The sequence below is a fragment of the Citrobacter sp. RHBSTW-00986 genome, from assembly GCF_013783065.1.
Classification (GTDB): Bacteria; Pseudomonadota; Gammaproteobacteria; order Enterobacterales; family Enterobacteriaceae; genus Citrobacter; species Citrobacter braakii.
In genome coordinates, this window is the sequence record NZ_CP056200.1 from 4,458,966 (window position 1) to 4,474,880 (window position 15,915).

At 57.0% G+C, this 15,915-nt stretch carries 15 protein-coding genes; 12 read left to right on the plus strand and 3 right to left on the minus strand.

Annotated elements, in window-relative coordinates; genetic code table 11:
• Nucleotides 1–100 precede the first annotated feature (100 nt).
• The 5 genes from phnL to phnP are packed head-to-tail and all read left to right on the plus strand — an operon-like array spanning nt 101 to nt 3,665.
• The gene (gene phnL / locus HV345_RS21510) at nt 101–787 is read left to right on the plus strand and encodes a phosphonate C-P lyase system protein PhnL (protein ID WP_047499592.1); all 687 of its coding nucleotides are present in this window, start codon (nt 101–103) and stop codon (nt 785–787) included.
• Nucleotides 784–1,920 carry an alpha-D-ribose 1-methylphosphonate 5-triphosphate diphosphatase gene (phnM, locus tag HV345_RS21515; protein WP_016155393.1) on the plus strand — a complete coding sequence of 379 codons (1,137 nt, stop codon included), beginning with the start codon at nt 784–786 and terminating at the stop codon, nt 1,918–1,920. The genes phnL and phnM overlap by 4 nt, the downstream gene beginning before the upstream one ends.
• 2 nt (nt 1,921–1,922) lie before the next feature.
• A complete protein-coding gene (phnN, locus tag HV345_RS21520; RefSeq protein ID WP_016155392.1) occupies nt 1,923–2,477 on the plus strand; it encodes a ribose 1,5-bisphosphokinase in 555 nt (184 codons plus the stop codon).
• Nucleotides 2,464–2,898, plus strand: a complete 435-nt coding sequence (phnO, locus tag HV345_RS21525) for an aminoalkylphosphonate N-acetyltransferase (RefSeq protein WP_181636037.1) — start codon at nt 2,464–2,466, stop codon at nt 2,896–2,898. Before phnN ends, phnO begins: the two co-directional genes overlap by 14 nt.
• A gap of 8 nt (nt 2,899–2,906) precedes the next feature.
• Nucleotides 2,907–3,665 carry a phosphonate metabolism protein PhnP gene (phnP, locus tag HV345_RS21530; RefSeq protein WP_181636038.1) on the plus strand — a complete coding sequence of 253 codons (759 nt, stop codon included), beginning with the start codon at nt 2,907–2,909 and terminating at the stop codon, nt 3,663–3,665.
• A 69-nt stretch (nt 3,666–3,734) separates the two neighbouring features.
• On the opposite strand, the gene yjdP is transcribed toward phnP, so the two are convergent.
• Both yjdP and HV345_RS21540 read right to left on the minus strand, forming a co-directional pair.
• The gene (yjdP, locus tag HV345_RS21535) at nt 3,735–4,064 is read right to left on the minus strand and encodes a DDRRRQL repeat protein YjdP (RefSeq protein ID WP_016155470.1); all 330 of its coding nucleotides are present in this window, start codon (nt 4,062–4,064) and stop codon (nt 3,735–3,737) included.
• Between the two features lie 69 nt (nt 4,065–4,133).
• Nucleotides 4,134–6,398 (minus strand): hybrid sensor histidine kinase/response regulator, encoded by a 2,265-nt coding sequence (locus HV345_RS21540; RefSeq protein ID WP_181636039.1) that lies wholly within the window; start codon nt 6,396–6,398, stop codon nt 4,134–4,136.
• Between the two features lie 114 nt (nt 6,399–6,512).
• Here HV345_RS21540 and HV345_RS21545 point away from each other — a divergent pair, with 114 nt between their 5' ends.
• The 6 genes from HV345_RS21545 (at nt 6,513) to HV345_RS21570 (ending at nt 12,675) form a co-directional block, all read left to right on the plus strand.
• A complete protein-coding gene (locus HV345_RS21545) occupies nt 6,513–8,036 on the plus strand; it encodes a sugar ABC transporter ATP-binding protein (RefSeq protein WP_181636040.1) in 1,524 nt (507 codons plus the stop codon).
• Nucleotides 8,029–9,024, plus strand: coding sequence for a hypothetical protein (locus HV345_RS21550; RefSeq protein WP_016155386.1), 996 nt, complete (start codon nt 8,029–8,031; stop codon nt 9,022–9,024). The genes HV345_RS21545 and HV345_RS21550 overlap by 8 nt, the downstream gene beginning before the upstream one ends.
• Nucleotides 9,025–9,053: 29 nt before the next feature.
• A complete protein-coding gene (locus tag HV345_RS21555; RefSeq protein WP_019077849.1) occupies nt 9,054–9,995 on the plus strand; it encodes an ABC transporter substrate-binding protein in 942 nt (313 codons plus the stop codon).
• A gap of 120 nt (nt 9,996–10,115) precedes the next feature.
• Entirely contained in the window at nt 10,116–10,799 is a 684-nt protein-coding gene (locus HV345_RS21560; RefSeq protein ID WP_181636041.1) for a D-lyxose/D-mannose family sugar isomerase, read from the plus strand.
• 14 nt (nt 10,800–10,813) lie between these two features.
• Nucleotides 10,814–11,674, plus strand: coding sequence for a ketose 1,6-bisphosphate aldolase (locus HV345_RS21565; RefSeq protein WP_181636042.1), 861 nt, complete (start codon nt 10,814–10,816; stop codon nt 11,672–11,674).
• A complete protein-coding gene (locus HV345_RS21570; protein WP_085951088.1) occupies nt 11,671–12,675 on the plus strand; it encodes a carbohydrate kinase family protein in 1,005 nt (334 codons plus the stop codon). The genes HV345_RS21565 and HV345_RS21570 overlap by 4 nt, the downstream gene beginning before the upstream one ends.
• A gap of 14 nt (nt 12,676–12,689) precedes the next feature.
• On the opposite strand, the gene HV345_RS21575 is transcribed toward HV345_RS21570, so the two are convergent.
• Nucleotides 12,690–13,421, minus strand: coding sequence for a response regulator (locus HV345_RS21575; protein ID WP_016155458.1), 732 nt, complete (start codon nt 13,419–13,421; stop codon nt 12,690–12,692).
• 288 nt (nt 13,422–13,709) lie between these two features.
• On the opposite strand from HV345_RS21575, the gene fdhF reads away from it, so the two are divergent.
• Complete coding sequence (fdhF, locus tag HV345_RS21580; protein WP_081000494.1) at nt 13,710–15,857, plus strand: formate dehydrogenase subunit alpha; 2,148 nt, start codon at nt 13,710–13,712, stop codon at nt 15,855–15,857.
• Nucleotides 15,858–15,915: the final 58 nt, after the last annotated feature.

A 15,915-nucleotide genomic window follows, 5' to 3' on the forward strand; every position in this document is an offset into this window, starting at 1 on the left:
GGCGCTTCGCGACCCGGCCTACGGATCGGCATCGGTTGTAGGCCTGATAAGCGAAGCGCCATCAGGCAATCGAACGCAAAAATGCTTAAAGAGGCTAAAAATGAACGCGATTCGCGTTGAAAACGTCAGTAAAACCTTTGTACTGCATCAGCAAAACGGCGTGCGTCTGCCGGTGCTGCAAGACGCCACGCTGGAAGTTAAAAACGGCGAATGCGTGGTGCTGCACGGTCACTCTGGCAGCGGCAAATCCACGTTGCTGCGTTCGCTGTACGCCAACTACCTGCCGGATGAAGGACACATCCACATCCGCCACAGCGGCGAATGGGTCGATCTGGTGCAGGCTCCGGCGCGTAAAGTGCTGGAAGTTCGCCGTTCAACCATCGGCTGGGTCAGCCAGTTCCTGCGCGTGATCCCAAGGATTTCTGCGCTGGATGTGGTGATGCAGCCGCTGCTGGATCTCGGCGTGTCACGCGAGGAGTGCGCAGCCAAAGCGGCTAACCTGCTTACCCGCCTGAACGTGCCGGAGCGGCTGTGGCATCTGGCGCCGTCGACGTTTTCCGGGGGCGAACAGCAGCGCGTCAATATCGCCCGAGGGTTTATCGTCGATTACCCGATTCTACTCCTCGATGAGCCCACCGCCTCGCTGGACGCCAAAAACAGCGCCGCCGTCGTCGCATTGATTGAAGAAGCGAAAGCCCGCGGCGCGGCAATTGTCGGTATTTTTCACGATCAAACCGTGCGCGACCGCGTCGCGGATCGCCTGCACCTGATGGGAACAACAGCATGATTATCAATAATGTAAAGCTGGTGCTGGAAGATGAAGTGGTGCAAGGATCGCTGGAAATTGAGGGCGGAACGATCCGCGCCTTTGCCGAAAGTCAGAGCCAACTGGCCCAAGCGATGGACGGAGAAGGCGGCTGGCTGCTGCCAGGGCTTATCGAGCTGCATACCGACAATCTCGACAAGTTTTTCACCCCGCGCCCGAAGGTAGACTGGCCCGCCCACTCGGCGATGAGCAGCCACGACGCGCTGATGGTCGCCAGCGGCATTACCACCGTGCTGGACGCGGTGGCGATTGGCGATGTGCGCGACGGTGGCGACCGTCTGGAAAATCTGGAGAAGATGATCAACGCGGTGGAAGAGACGCAAAAGCGCGGGGTCAATCGCGCCGAGCACCGCCTGCATTTGCGCTGCGAGCTGCCGCATCACACCACCCTACCGCTGTTTGAAAAACTGGTCAGTCGTGAGCCGGTGACGCTGGTATCGCTGATGGACCACTCCCCCGGCCAGCGTCAGTTTGCCAATCGCGAGAAGTACCGCGAGTACTATCAGGGCAAGTATTCACTTACCGACGAGCAAATGGCCCGCTACGAAGAAGAACAGTTAGCTCTGGCTGCACGTTGGTCGCAACCCAACCGCACAGCGATTGCTCAGATGTGTCGTGAGCGCCAGATAGCGCTGGCGAGCCATGACGATGCCACCTGCGATCATGTGCTGGAATCGCATCAACTTGGCAGCGTGATCGCCGAATTTCCTACTACTTTTGCCGCCGCAGAGGCCTCGCGCCAGCATGGCATGAACGTGCTGATGGGCGCGCCCAACATCGTGCGCGGCGGTTCTCACTCCGGCAACGTGGCGGCGCATAAGCTGGCTGAGCTGGGGCTGCTGGATATTCTCTCCTCCGACTACTACCCCGCCAGCCTGCTCGATGCGGCATTTCGCGTGGCGGACGATGACGCCAACCGCTTTACGCTGCCGCAGGCCATTCGTCTGGTGACCCGCAATCCGGCGCGGGCATTAAATCTCGACGATCGTGGCGTTGTAGCCGAAGGTAAACGCGCGGATCTGGTGCTGGCGCATCGCAAAGGCGATCACATCCATATCGACCACGTCTGGCGTCAGGGCAAAAGGGTATTCTGACTATGGGGAAACTGATCTGGCTGATGGGGCCGTCCGGCTCCGGTAAGGACAGTCTACTGGCAGAACTTCGCCAGCAGGAACCTGCGCAACTGCTGGTGGCGCACCGTTACATCACCCGCGCCGCCAACGCCGGGAATGAAAACCATATTGCCCTCAGCGAACCAGAGTTTTTTACCCGCGCCGGGCAGAACCTGCTGGCGCTGAGCTGGCACGCTAACGGCTTCTATTACGGCGTCGGCGTAGAGATTGACCTTTGGCTACACGCCGGTTTTGATGTGGTGGTCAACGGCTCGCGCGCGCATCTGCCCCAGGCGCAGGCCCGTTACGGCGCTTCTTTACTTCCCATTTGCTTACAGGTTTCCCCGGCCATTTTACGCCAGCGCCTGCAGGCACGTGGACGGGAGAGCGAAACGGAAATCGCTGCCCGCCTTGAACGCGCGGCACGCTACACGCCATATGACTGCCACGTCCTGAACAATGATGGAAGTTTGCTACAGTCTGTCGATACACTGCTCACACTGATGGGACGCAAGGAGAAGAAACATGTCTGTCTGTGAATTACGCCGCGCCACGCTATACGATACCGATGCGGTTTACGCGCTTATCTGTGAGTTGAAACAGGGCCAATTCGACCTGCAGGCCTTTAGCGCCGGCTACGCCGCAAATCTGCAAGATCCCAATATGCACTACCAGCTGGCGCTGCTCGACGGACAGGTCATCGGCTTGATCGGTCTGCACCTGCAGTTTCATCTGCACCACGCCAACTGGATTGGCGAGATCCAGGAACTGGTGGTGATGCCACAGGCACGAGGACTAAAAGTGGGTAGTCAGTTACTGGCCTGGGCTGAAGCCACCGCGCGCGAAGCGGGCGCAGAAATAACCGAGCTTTCTACCAGTACCCAACGCCTTGACGCGCACCGCTTTTACCAGCGCGAAGGCTATACCATGAGCCATTTTCGCTTCACCAAACCGTTGTAGGGGGAGCCATGAGTCTGACCATTACGCTGACGGGAACCGGCGGCGCGCAACTGGTGCCGGCATTTGGCTGTGACTGTGCGGCCTGCCAACGAGCACGCTTACAGGCGCAATACCGTCGACGCCCTTGTAGCGGGGTGGTCAAATTTAACAATGCGGTGACGCTGCTGGACGCGGGGATCCCGCATCTGATGGACGACTGGCCAGCAGGCAGCTTCCAGCAGTTTCTGCTCACCCACTACCATATGGATCACGTGCAGGGGCTGTTTCCGCTGCGCTGGGGCGTGGGGGCGACTATCCCGGTGTACGGTCCGCCGGATGAACAGGGATGCGACGATCTGTTTAAGCACCCTGGCATCCTCGATTTTAGCCATACCGTCGCGCCATTCGTGGTGTTTAACCTGCAAGGGTTGCAGGTGACGCCACTCCCGCTCAACCATTCAAAGCTGACGTTTGGCTATCTGCTGGAGACCGCGCACAGCCGCGTGGCGTGGCTCTCCGATACCGCCGGACTTCCCGACAAGACGCTGAAGTTTCTCCACAATAACCAGCCTCAGGTGATTATCATCGACTGCAGCCACGCCCCGCGCACCGAGCCGCCGCGCAATCACAGCGATGTAAATACCGTTATCGCCTTGAACGAGGTTATCCGCTGCCCACGGGTGATCCTGACGCATATCAGTCATCAGTTTGATTTGTGGATGATGGAGAATCCGCTACCGACAGGGCTTGAAGCCGGGTATGACGGAATGGAGATTGTGCTGAGGTAGGTTTACATCGCACTAAAACACTTGTTAACAGGTCTCTGCTCCCTATAACCTTGCCAGCGAAAGATTGCGCTAACGATCATAATCTTCTTCCATTCTGCGCTCTTCGTCTTCTAACTGACGCCGTTCCTGATCGAGCTGGCGCTGGCGGTCATCCAGTTGGCGGCGGCGGTCTTCAAACTGGCGGCGGCGATTATCATACTGCCTGCGACGATCGTCACTCATCTGTCGCTGCCAGCTTTCATCACGAGAGTCGTCATAATCCCGCCCGCTGTCCGGTTTGTATGCGTCGTTAATTGCCTGCTGAATATTGCCGATGGCGTCATCGATAATATCGGCCTGCGCCGATACGGTGGTCATCATCAGCAGAGTGAAAAGTAAGAATGTCGCGGAGCGTTGCATAAAACCAGCCTCATCAAGAAACTCGCCCCACGGTAATCAAAGCGTATTTGCGCGGGTAGCGGAGGAATCTCAATTACGCGAATGCCGCAGTGCCTGCGCCAGTTCTCCCCGAGTGAAGGGCTTACGCAATAACGCCACATCCGGCAGCGCCGGGTTATGCGCCGGACGTAAATCCTGGCCACTAATCAGCAGGATGTTCAGTTGTGGATAATGTGCCAGCGCATGATTAACCACATCCACACCGCTTAAACCGCCGGGCAGCATTAAGTCGCTGATAAAAATATCAATCTCGGATGAAGCCGCCAGCATATGCATAGCCTGTTCGCCGTTGGCGGCCTCTAACGTCAGGTAGCCCAGCAGGTGTAATTGCTCACATAACGTCTGGCGCACATCGGCTTCATCTTCGAGAACCAGCACCAGTTTTTCACCGCGAGTCGGAGTGTGCTGTGCGATTGTCTCCACCGGTGTCTGCACCGGCACAACCGCGCGAGGAAGCTGCAATCTGACCGTCGTTCCCTGCCCAGGAGCGCTTTCAATCTCCACGCGGCCACCGGACTGGCGCACAAAACCGTAGACCATAGACAGCCCCAGCCCGCTGCCGCTGCCGGTCTGTTTGGTGGTGAAAAACGGCTCGAAGACCTGAGCTTTCACCTCCTGCGACATCCCGCCTCCCTGGTCGGCAACTTCCAGCATCACCATATCCTGCTTACGCCCATCGCTGCGCGTGACCCGCTGATTCCAGGTACGGATTTTAATCGTGCCCGCCTGCCCGTCCATGGCGTCACGGGCATTCATCACCAGATTGATAATGGCGTTCTCCAGTTGGCTGACATCAATCCACGCGGGCCAGGCGGGAGACTGGGCTTCAATCTCCAGCGTCAACGTAGCCGGAAGAGAGTGGCGCATCAGTTCGCCCAAATTTTCCAGCAGCGTTTTCAGCTCCACCGCATGAGGATGCAACGACTGTTTGCGCGAAAAGGCCAGCAGCCGCTGGGTAAGGAGCGCCCCGCGCTCGGCGGCTTTTAGCGCCCGATTGACCCGTGGCGCGTCAGGAGAGTCTGGGTTCACCAGATCCAGGCTGCCAATAATGACTGCCAGCAGGTTATTGAAATCATGCGCTAATCCGCCCGTCAGTTGCCCTACCGCCTTCAGTTTCTGACTGTGCAACAGCGCTTCCTCCAGCCCCTGGCGCTCGGTGCGGTCGATTTCCATCTGGCTGGTTTTTTCTTTTAGCAGTCGGGTGGTGTGCTCCAGCGATGCCGTATTACGGGCGAAGACGCTAAAGGCGCGGGCCAGCTCGCCCAGCTCATCGCGCCGCTGTAGGGCCGGGACGCTAACGTCCGATTCACCATGCGCCAGCCGGGTCATCGCCCGCGAAATGGCCGTCAGGTTAGAACCGAGGTTACGGTAGATATACCAGCCGGCAAAACCGGTGATCACCACCGCCAACAGCGCAAATACCAAAATAAACAACGCGCCAGATTGCAGTTCCTGATGGCTTTGCGCTACCCGCTGTTCGGAGATCAGCGCCACCTGCGAAGCATACCGGTTGATATCGCTGTTGAGGATCGCCACCAGCGCTTTGATATGAAACATATACCAGTTGATCGCCAAATCGCTCTGCTCAAGCGCAGAAGAGAGCGGCTCCAGCTTATGCAACTCCTGGTTGAAGTCGGTGAGGATGTTGGTAATCAGCGGACTGCTATTTTGCACAGGCAGCGCGGGCATCACGCCGTCCAGTTGTTTCACCACCGAACGCGGCGTGGGTGTTTCAATGGCGGCAACAATTAAGCGGTCTATCTGCCCCAGCAGCACGTCATCCTGCGCGCCGGTCAGCTTTTGCAGATGACGTAAATAACTTTGATTCTGATACAGCGAACTGAGCAGGGCGTTACGTTCCAGATGTCGCCGTTGCCCGCGCTGCAGCATACCTTCCACGCTGCTTTGTAGCTCCTGGCTGCGCTGGATAATACGCTCGACCAGCGCCGGCTCCTGCTGCGCCAACGGCGCGGTAGCCAGCTGTTCCAGCGAATGCTTCAGCGCCCGTTGCGTCTCCTGCAGCCGCTCCGCTTCACCTTTGTATTCCAGCGCGCCGACCACCTGCGACAGCCGCACCGCCGCCGTCGCCACGTTCGCCGTATCCCGCGCCAGGTTCATGCTGCCGGTCATGTCGTCAACGGTTTGCTGCTGCACCTGTTCCTGGATTTGACTGGCATGCTGAAACCCCAGCACCGCCACACCGCTTACCATCAGCGTGACCGTCACCACCAGCAGATTGAAGAACAGCAATCGTCCGCGCGCACTGGCGAAAAAGTGACGTCCTGGTTGCGGCATATCACGCTCCGTGAAGAAAAATCGCAATATGACAAATATGAACGGCTTCTGACATTTTGCATTTACATTCCTGTGATGGACTGCTGATATCGGCCACCCCACAGGAGATCCGCTATGAGCAGGACACCGGTTCTGGAGATGCGCAACATTGCCAAAGCGTTTGGTAAATTTTACGCGCTGAAAGGGGTCGACTTAACGGTCTGGCCGGGTGAGATTCATGCCCTGATGGGTGAGAACGGCGCGGGGAAAAGCACCCTGATGAAGATCCTTGCGGGCGCGTATACGGCCACCAGCGGTGAGATCCTGATCGACGGTCAGCCGTTTCACATTCGCGGGCCAAAAGACGCGCTCAGCGCAGGCATCACGCTGATTTACCAGGAGATGCAGCTCGCGCCGAACCTGACGGTGGCGGAAAATATCTTTCTTGGCAGCGAGCTGTCGCGCGGCGGTCTGGTCCAACGTAAAGAGATGTTGATGCAGTCGCAAAAAGTCATCGACCGGCTCGGCGCCCAGTTTAAGGCCAGCGATCGCGTGATGACGTTGACCATCGCCGAACAGCAGCAGGTGGAAATCGCCCGCGCCCTGCACCGTAACAGCCGCATTCTGGTGATGGATGAACCCACTGCCGCCCTCTCCTCACGTGAAACCCACCGCTTGTTTGAACTGATCATGCGCCTGCGCGATGAGGGGATGGCGATTATCTACATTAGCCACCGCATGGCGGAGGTGTATGAACTCTCGGACCGCGTCAGCGTCCTGCGCGACGGACAATATGTTGGCAGCCTGACCCGCGACAAACTCAACGCCTCTGAGCTGGTGCGCATGATGGTGGGCCGACCGTTAAGCGATTTGTTCAACAAAGAGCGCGATATTCCCTTAGGTAAAGCGCGCCTCAACGTCCACCACCTGACCGACGGCCATAAAGTCCAGCCGTGCAGTTTGCTGGTGCGCTCCGGGGAGATCGTCGGACTTGCCGGGTTAGTCGGCGCCGGGCGTTCTGAACTGGCTCAGTTGATTTTTGGCGTGCGTAAAGCCATCGGCGGCATGATTGAAGTAGACGGTGAACCGGTGGTGATCCACTCCCCTCGCGAGGCGATTGACCACGGCATTGGCTTTCTGACGGAAAACCGCAAAGAGCAGGGATTGTTTTTAGAGCTGGCGGCAGCAGAGAACATCACCATGGCGACGCTGGAACGTGACGCCAACTGGGGCATGCTCGATCGCAAAAAGGCGCAGGCTATTTCCGATGACGCCATCCAATTGCTCAACATCCGCGTTCCGCACGCCCAGGTACGCGCGGGCGGGCTGTCCGGCGGTAATCAGCAAAAGCTGCTGATTTCTCGCTGGGTCGCGATCGGCCCACGCATTTTGATCCTCGATGAACCCACGCGCGGCGTAGACGTTGGCGCCAAAAGCGAGATCTACCGGATCATGAACGACATGGCGCGCAAAGGCGTGGCGATCCTGATGATCTCCAGCGAATTGCCGGAAGTTGTCGGTATGAGCGATCGCGTGTACGTCATGCGGGAAGGCAGCATTGCCGGTGAGCTGAACGGGCAAAGTATTACCCAGGAAAATATTATGACGCTGGCAACCGGCGTGAACGACTCCCATCATCAGGCGGTGTCCCATGAATAATCCAACCACTCCCCAGCAGGTGGCGAAATCCGCCTCCGCGAAAAAATTGCTGATGAGCGATCTGATGCAAACGGTCGGCATCTTGCCGATTCTCATCCTGATAGTGGCGGTGTTTGGCTTTATCGCGCCAAACTTTTTTACCGAAAGCAACCTGTTGAATATTACCCGCCAGGCGTCGATCAACATCGTGCTGGCGGCTGGCATGACCTTCATTATTTTGACCGGCGGGATCGACCTCTCGGTTGGCTCGATTCTCGGCACCACCGCCGTCGCGGCTATGGTCGTTTCGCTGATCCCTGAGTTTGCCATGCTGTCGATTCCGGCGGCGCTGATGCTCGGTCTGGTGCTGGGGTTGTTTAACGGCGCGCTGGTTGCTTTTGCCGGACTGCCACCGTTTATCGTCACGCTTGGAACGTATACGGCGCTGCGCGGCGCGGCCTATCTGCTGGCCGACGGCACGACGGTGATCAATTCCAATATCAGCTTTGAGTGGATCGGTAACAACTATCTTGGTCCGGTTCCGTGGCTAGTGGTCATTGCGCTGGCGGTGGTGGTGATGTGCTGGTTCATTCTTAGGCGCACCACACTCGGCGTTCATATTTATGCGGTCGGCGGCAATATGCAGGCCGCTCGTTTAACCGGTATCAAAGTGTGGCTGGTGCTGCTGTTCGTCTACGGTATGAGCGGTGTGCTCTCAGGTCTTGGCGGGGTGATGAGCGCCTCGCGGCTATACAGCGCCAACGGCAACTTAGGCATGGGTTACGAGCTGGACGCCATCGCGGCGGTGATCCTCGGCGGTACCAGCTTTGTTGGGGGGATCGGTACCATCACCGGCACGCTGGTAGGGGCGTTGATTATCGCCACGCTCAATAACGGCATGACGCTGATGGGCGTCTCCTATTTCTGGCAACTGGTGATCAAAGGGGCGGTGATCATCATAGCGGTACTGATCGACAAATACCGTACCCGACACCATCAAAGTGCATAACAACAACATCTTACTTCGAGGAATACAGCATGAGATTGAAGCCCTTAGTCACCGCGCTCTGTGCTGGCGCACTGCTTGCTGCAGCTCCGTTTGTGCAGGCAAAAGAACTGAAATCGATCGGCGTTACGGTGGGCGATCTGGCCAACCCGTTCTTCGTGCAGATCACCAAAGGCGCGGAGCTGGAAGCACGCAAACTGGCGGGTGATAGCGTTAAAGTGACGCTGGTTTCCAGCGGCTACGATCTGGGACAACAGGTGTCGCAAATCGACAACTTTATTGCCGCCAAGGTCGACATGATTATTCTTAACGCCGCCGACTCCAAAGGCATCGGCCCAGCGGTAAAACGCGCGAAAGACGCAGGGATTGTAGTGGTTGCCGTTGACGTAGCGGCGGAAGGCGCAGATGCGACCATTACCTCCGATAACACCCAGGCGGGTGAAATGGCCTGTAAATACATTACCGACCGTCTGAAAGGGAAAGGCAACGTCGTCATTATCAACGGGCCGCCGGTTTCCGCCGTCCAGAACCGCGTGGAAGGCTGCCAGACCGAGTTTAAACGCCACCCGGATATCAAGGTGCTGTCGTATAACCAAAACGCCAAAGGCAGTCGCGAAGGCGGACTGGAGATCATGACCGCGCTGCTGGCGGCGAATCCGAAGATCGACGGCGTATTCGCCATTAACGATCCTACAGCGATCGGTGCCGATCTGGCAGCAAAACAGGCACAACGTAGCGAATTCTTTATTGTCGGCGTAGACGGATCGCCAGACGCTGAAGAAGCGTTGAAGCGGGAAAACTCACTATTTGTGGCGACGCCTGCACAAGATCCGCAGGTGATGGCTGCCAAAGCGGTCGAAATCGGCTATGACATATTGCAGGGGAAACCCGCCCCGAAAGAGCCCGTACTGATCCCGGTGACGATGATCGATAAAAACAACGTCGGCAGCTATAAGGGTTGGACGGTGAAATAACCCGCCACAACAACGCCGGATGGCGGCAAAAATGCCTTATCCGACCTACAAGATCGGTATGATTTTGTAGGCCGGATAAGCGCAGCGCCATCCGGCATGATATTAAGGAGGATTCTGCCGATGAAACGTTCCGCTATCAACGAGATACTGGGCCACACGCGCCAGTTTTTCTCTCAGCACGACGTGCATCTCCCCCCTTTCGCCAGTTTCCCGCCGACCCAATGGCGCAAGCTTGATCCCGCCGCCTGGAGCGAAGTTTTCGACCTTAAGCTCGGTTGGGATGTCACCGCGTTTGGCGGCAACAATTTCGCCGCGCAAGGGTTAAGGCTGTTTACCCTGCGTAATGGCTCGCCGAAAGGAATGCCTTACGAGAAATGCTACGCCGAGAAAATCATGCATGTTCGCGATGCACAGGTCACGCCGATGCATTTTCACTGGCGCAAACGCGAAGACATTATCAATCGCGGCGGCGGTAATTTAATTGTGGAACTGTGGAATGCGGGGCTCCGAGAACAAACGGAGGACAGCGACGTGAGCGTGGTGATTGACGGCTGTCGGCAAACCCATGCGGCAGGCAGTCAACTGCGCCTGACGCCGGGTGAAAGCATCTGCCTGCCGCCGGGCCTGTATCACAGCTTCTGGGCGGAAGAAGGTTTTGGCGACGTGCTGGTCGGCGAGGTTTCTTCTGTTAATGACGACGACCACGATAACCACTTTCTGCAACCGATCGCCCGCTATAACGACATTGAAGAAGACGAACCGGCGCAGCTGGTGCTGTGTAATGAGTATCGCCTGTTCCGCTAACCAAGGAGCGCATTATGCCGTTGATATCTCTCGCCGATGGCCTTGCCCATGCCCGCGAGCACCGCTATGCCTTAGGGGCGTTTAACGTTCTGGACTCACACTTCCTGCGCGCGCTGTTTGCCGCAGCAAAGCAGGAACGTTCGCCGTTTATCATCAACATCGCCGAGGTGCATTTTAAATATATCTCGTTGGATTCTCTGGTCGAAGCGGTCAAGTTCGAAGCCGCGCGGCATGACATTCCGGTAGTGCTGAACCTTGACCACGGCCTGCACTTTGAGTCGGTGGTTCGGGCACTGCGCTTAGGTTTCAGTTCAGTGATGTTTGATGGCTCCACGCTAGAGTATGAAGAAAATATTCGTCAAACCCGCGAAGTGGTGAAGATGTGTCACGCCGTCGGCGTATCGGTGGAAGCCGAACTGGGCGCGGTGGGAGGCGATGAGGGCGGCGCGTTGTATGGTCATGCCGACGAGTCGCTATTTACCGACCCGATGATGGCGCGTGATTTCGTCGACAGAACCGGGATTGACGCGCTGGCGGTCGCCATTGGTAATGCACACGGCAAATATAAAGGCGAACCGGAGCTCGACTTTCCGCGTCTTGACGCCCTTCGCCAGCAGGCGGCGATCCCGCTGGTACTGCACGGCGGTTCCGGCATTAGCAACGACGATTTCAAGCGCGCAATTGAACTCGGCATTCACAAAATCAACTTCTATACCGGCATGTCGCAGGCGGCGCTGTCGGCAGTAGAGACAAGAATAGCGAATCGTCAGCCCCTGTACGACGAATTCGCCGAACTGCTGCTCGCCATTGAAGAGGCCATTACCGATACCGTTTCAGAACAGATGCGTATTTTTGGCAGCGCGGGACGGGTCTGATGGAACGCAGAGGCGTTATCGCCGCAGGCAACATGCTGGTCGATCATGTGCATCAAATTGTGCAGTGGCCGGAACGCGGCTGGCTGGCGGAAATCATCCGTAGCGAACGCGCGACGGGCGGTGCGCCGCTGAACGTACTGCTGACGCTGGCGAAAATGCACACCGGACTGCCGCTGCAGGCGGTGGGGTTAATCGGTCAGGATAGCGACGGCGACTACATCATGGCGATGCTGGAGCAGTATCATGTTAATCGCCAGCATGTGCAGCGCACGACTTTCGCCCCCACGTCGATGTCACAGGTGATGACCGATCCCAGCGGTCAGCGCACCTTTTTCCACTCGCCCGGTGCCAACCGGCTGCTGGATCTGCCCGCTTTTGAGCAACTGGATACCTCGATGAAAATCTTCCATCTTGGCTATCTGCTGCTGCTCGACAGTCTGGACATGCCGGATGAGGAGTACGGCACGCGTAGCGCACGGCTGCTGGCGCAAATGCGCGACAACGGCTTTGAAACATCACTGGATCTGGTTTCACGCAAGGGCGACCCGCGCTATCAGCCGCTGGTGATGCCAGCCCTGCGCCATCTCGACTATCTGGTAATTAACGAGCTGGAAGCCGGGGAATTCAGCGGGCTGGAGATCCGCCTGCCCAACGGGGAGTTGCATATTGCGCACATCGCCACCGCTGCGCGCGAACTGCTGAATGCGGGCGTACGCCAGCGGGTGGTTATCCACTGTCCGGAAGGCGCCTGGGGTGAAGCGCCGGATCTGCCGGGCGTCTGGATCCCGTCACAGTATCTGGCGCCGGAGGAGATCGTTGGCAGCGTCGGGGCGGGAGATGCGTTTTGCGCCGGATTTTTGTATGGCTGTCATGAACGCTGGTCGCTGACGGACAGCGTCAGGCTGGCACACGCCTGCGCACGGGCCAGTTTGCTGTGCGCCAACGCGATAGACGGCGCGAAAACGTTGGCAGAGTTAAAAGCCGATATAGCGTCCTTGTAAGCCGGATAAGACGTTTACGCCGCCTTATCATGATGCTGAACGTCGGCGGCAAACACATAGCCCAGCCCGCGCAGGGTTTTGATCAGCATCGGCTGATGCGGGTTGTTCTCTATTTTTCGCCGTAACCGCATGATTAGCACGTCAATGGTGCGGTCAAACACCTCAACGCTGTCGCTGCGCGTCAGTTCCAGCAACTGTTCTCGGCTAAGTACCCGGCGGGCGTTTTGGGCCAGCGCCAGCAGCAGGCTGTATTCCCCCTGCGTCAACTCCACCTTCAGTTGCTGAGGATTATGTAACTGGCAACCGGCGGTATCGAGATGCCAACCGTTAAAAGAAAGCCCCGTGGTTTGCGGGCTGCCACTTTCTGCCGTTAACACGCCGACGCGTCTGAGTACCGCCTTTACCCGCGCCACCAGCACCCGCGCATTGAACGGTTTACCGATGTAGTCGTCAGCGCCCATTTCCAACCCGACAACCACATCCGACTCGCTGCCAAGCCCGGTCAGCATCACCACCGGTAATCCGGGTCTGATCTTTTGCACCTGCTGCAGCACCATCAGACCGTTAATATCAGGCAACATCATGTCCAGCAATACCAGAGCGATTTCCGGCTGAGTCTCAATGCAGCGCAGCGCCTCCTGCCCGGTGTGACATGCGGTCACTGCAAAGACGTGTTCGCTCAGCACATCCTGTAAAAGCGTGCAGACAGCGATGTCATCATCCACAACCAGTATGGCTGGCTTCATTGTTTTTCCCCATTTCTGGCCAACTTAAATGAGTGTGATTGATTCTGCACAGAGTGACAGCGATAAGGCACAAGGATGTGTGGGAAACATAACCTCGGTCACACTGCCGGGCCGTCACGTATTGGAGATTCGTCACGTCAAATATGACGACAGCCTGTTTTTCGTCAGGGTTTTGCGCAAAATTCGCCCGTAATATCGACTAATGCCCCTGATAAAAACATGGCATAAAAGATGCATAACTCAAGCGACAAGCGCGTATGCGTGATTTGATTAACTGGAGCGAGACCGATGAAAAAAGTCGTCACGGTTTGCCCATATTGCGCATCAGGTTGCAAAATCAACCTGGTGGTCGATAACGGCAAAATCGTCCGGGCTGAAGCGGCGCAGGGGAAAACCAACCAGGGTACCTTGTGTCTGAAGGGCTACTATGGCTGGGATTTTATCAATGATACCCAGATCCTGACCCCTCGTCTGAAAACCCCAATGATCCGTCGCCAGCGTGGCGGCAAACTGGAATCCGTTTCCTGGGATGAAGCGCTTGATTACGTCGCCACTCGTCTGAGCGCCATCAAAGCGAAGTATGGCCCGGACGCTATTCAGACGACCGGTTCATCTCGCGGTACGGGTAACGAAACCAACTATGTAATGCAAAAATTCGCGCGCGCCGTTATTGGTACCAATAACGTTGACTGCTGCGCTCGCGTCTGACACGGCCCTTCGGTTGCAGGTCTGCACCAATCGGTCGGTAACGGCGCAATGAGTAATGCTATCAATGAAATTGATAACACAGATTTAGTGTTCATCTTCGGGTACAACCCAGCGGATTCCCACCCGATCGTGGCGAATCACGTGATTAACGCTAAACGTAACGGGGCGAAAATTATCGTCTGCGATCCGCGCAAAATTGAAACCGCGCGTATTGCCGATATGCACATCGCGTTGAAAAACGGCTCGAACATCGCGCTGCTCAACGCTATGGGTCATGTCATCATCGAAGAAAAACTGTACGACCAGGCGTTCGTCGCCTCCCGTACCGAAGGATTCGAAGAGTACAGCAAGATTGTCGAAGGCTACACGCCGGAGTCCGTCGAAGATATCACTGGCGTTAGCGCACAGGATATTCGTCAGGCTGCTCGTATGTACGCCACGGCAAAAAGCGCGGCCATCCTGTGGGGCATGGGTGTTACCCAGTTCTATCAGGGTGTGGAAACCGTGCGTTCACTGACCAGCCTCGCAATGCTGACCGGCAACCTCGGTAAGCCAAGCGTGGGCGTTAACCCGGTTCGTGGCCAGAACAACGTTCAGGGCGCATGCGACATGGGCGCGCTACCGGATACTTATCCGGGCTATCAGTATGTGAAAGATCCGGCTAACCGCGAGAAGTTCGCTAAAGCCTGGGGCGTGGAAAGTCTGCCTGCACATACCGGCTATCGCATCAGTGAACTGCCGCACCGTGCGGCGCATGGCGAAGTCCGCGCGGCGTACATTATGGGTGAAGATCCATTACAGACCGATGCTGAACTCTCCGCAGTGCGCAAAGGCTTTGAGGATCTGGAACTGGTCATCGTGCAGGATATCTTCATGACCAAAACTGCCGCTGCCGCAGACGTTATTTTACCGTCTACGTCATGGGGCGAGCATGAAGGCGTCTTCTCCGCGGCTGACCGTGGCTTCCAGCGCTTCTTTAAAGCCGTTGAGCCGAAGTGGGATCTGAAAACGGACTGGCAGATTATCAGTGAAATCGCCACCCGTATGGGCTACCCGATGCACTACAACAACACCCAGGAAATCTGGGATGAGTTGCGTCATCTGTGCCCGGATTTCTACGGTGCCACTTACGAGAAAATGGGCGAACTGGGCTATATCCAGTGGCCTTGCCGCGACACCTCAGAAACCGACCAGGGTACGTCTTATCTCTTCAAAGAGAAGTTCGATACCCCGAACGGCCTGGCGCAGTTCTTTACCTGCGACTGGGTAGCGCCAATCGACAAACTCACTGAGGAGTACCCGATGGTGCTGTCTACGGTGCGTGAAGTCGGCCACTACTCTTGCCGTTCGATGACCGGTAACTGTGCGGCGCTGGCCGCGCTGGCGGATGAACCGGGCTATGCCCAGATCAACACCGCCGACGCAGCACGCCTGGGCATCCAGGATGAAGAGCTGGTGTGGGTTAACTCGCGTAAAGGCCGGGTCATTACCCGTGCAGCAGTCAGCGATCGTCCAAACAAAGGCGCGATTTACATGACCTACCAGTGGTGGATTGGCGCATGTAATGAGCTGGTAACCGAGAACTTAAGCCCGATTACCAAAACGCCGGAGTACAAGTACTGTGCCGTTAACGTTGAACGCATTGCCGATCAGCGCGCTGCCGAGCAGTATGTCATTGATGAGTACACCAAGCTGAAAGCCAGCCTGCGCGAAAGCGCGATGGGTTAGTCCGTTTACGTAACTGTTCTGCAACAGCCTCCGCCCGGAGGCTGTTTTTTTATCCATA

Excerpts from the sequence above, each read along its gene's own strand:
- phnL (WP_047499592.1), top strand. The coding sequence starts at position 101 with ATGAACGCGATTCGCGTTGAAAACGTCAGTAAAACCTTTGTACTGCAT.
- phnM (WP_016155393.1), top strand. The coding sequence starts at position 784 with ATGATTATCAATAATGTAAAGCTGGTGCTGGAAGATGAAGTGGTGCAA.
- phnN (WP_016155392.1), top strand. The coding sequence starts at position 1,923 with ATGGGGAAACTGATCTGGCTGATGGGGCCGTCCGGCTCCGGTAAGGAC.
- phnO (WP_181636037.1), top strand. The coding sequence starts at position 2,464 with ATGTCTGTCTGTGAATTACGCCGCGCCACGCTATACGATACCGATGCG.
- phnP (WP_181636038.1), top strand. The coding sequence starts at position 2,907 with ATGAGTCTGACCATTACGCTGACGGGAACCGGCGGCGCGCAACTGGTG.
- yjdP (WP_016155470.1), bottom strand. The coding sequence starts at position 4,064 with ATGCAACGCTCCGCGACATTCTTACTTTTCACTCTGCTGATGATGACC.
- HV345_RS21540 (WP_181636039.1), bottom strand. The coding sequence starts at position 6,398 with ATGCCGCAACCAGGACGTCACTTTTTCGCCAGTGCGCGCGGACGATTG.
- HV345_RS21545 (WP_181636040.1), top strand. The coding sequence starts at position 6,513 with ATGAGCAGGACACCGGTTCTGGAGATGCGCAACATTGCCAAAGCGTTT.
- HV345_RS21550 (WP_016155386.1), top strand. The coding sequence starts at position 8,029 with ATGAATAATCCAACCACTCCCCAGCAGGTGGCGAAATCCGCCTCCGCG.
- HV345_RS21555 (WP_019077849.1), top strand. The coding sequence starts at position 9,054 with ATGAGATTGAAGCCCTTAGTCACCGCGCTCTGTGCTGGCGCACTGCTT.
- HV345_RS21560 (WP_181636041.1), top strand. The coding sequence starts at position 10,116 with ATGAAACGTTCCGCTATCAACGAGATACTGGGCCACACGCGCCAGTTT.
- HV345_RS21565 (WP_181636042.1), top strand. The coding sequence starts at position 10,814 with ATGCCGTTGATATCTCTCGCCGATGGCCTTGCCCATGCCCGCGAGCAC.
- HV345_RS21575 (WP_016155458.1), bottom strand. The coding sequence starts at position 13,421 with ATGAAGCCAGCCATACTGGTTGTGGATGATGACATCGCTGTCTGCACG.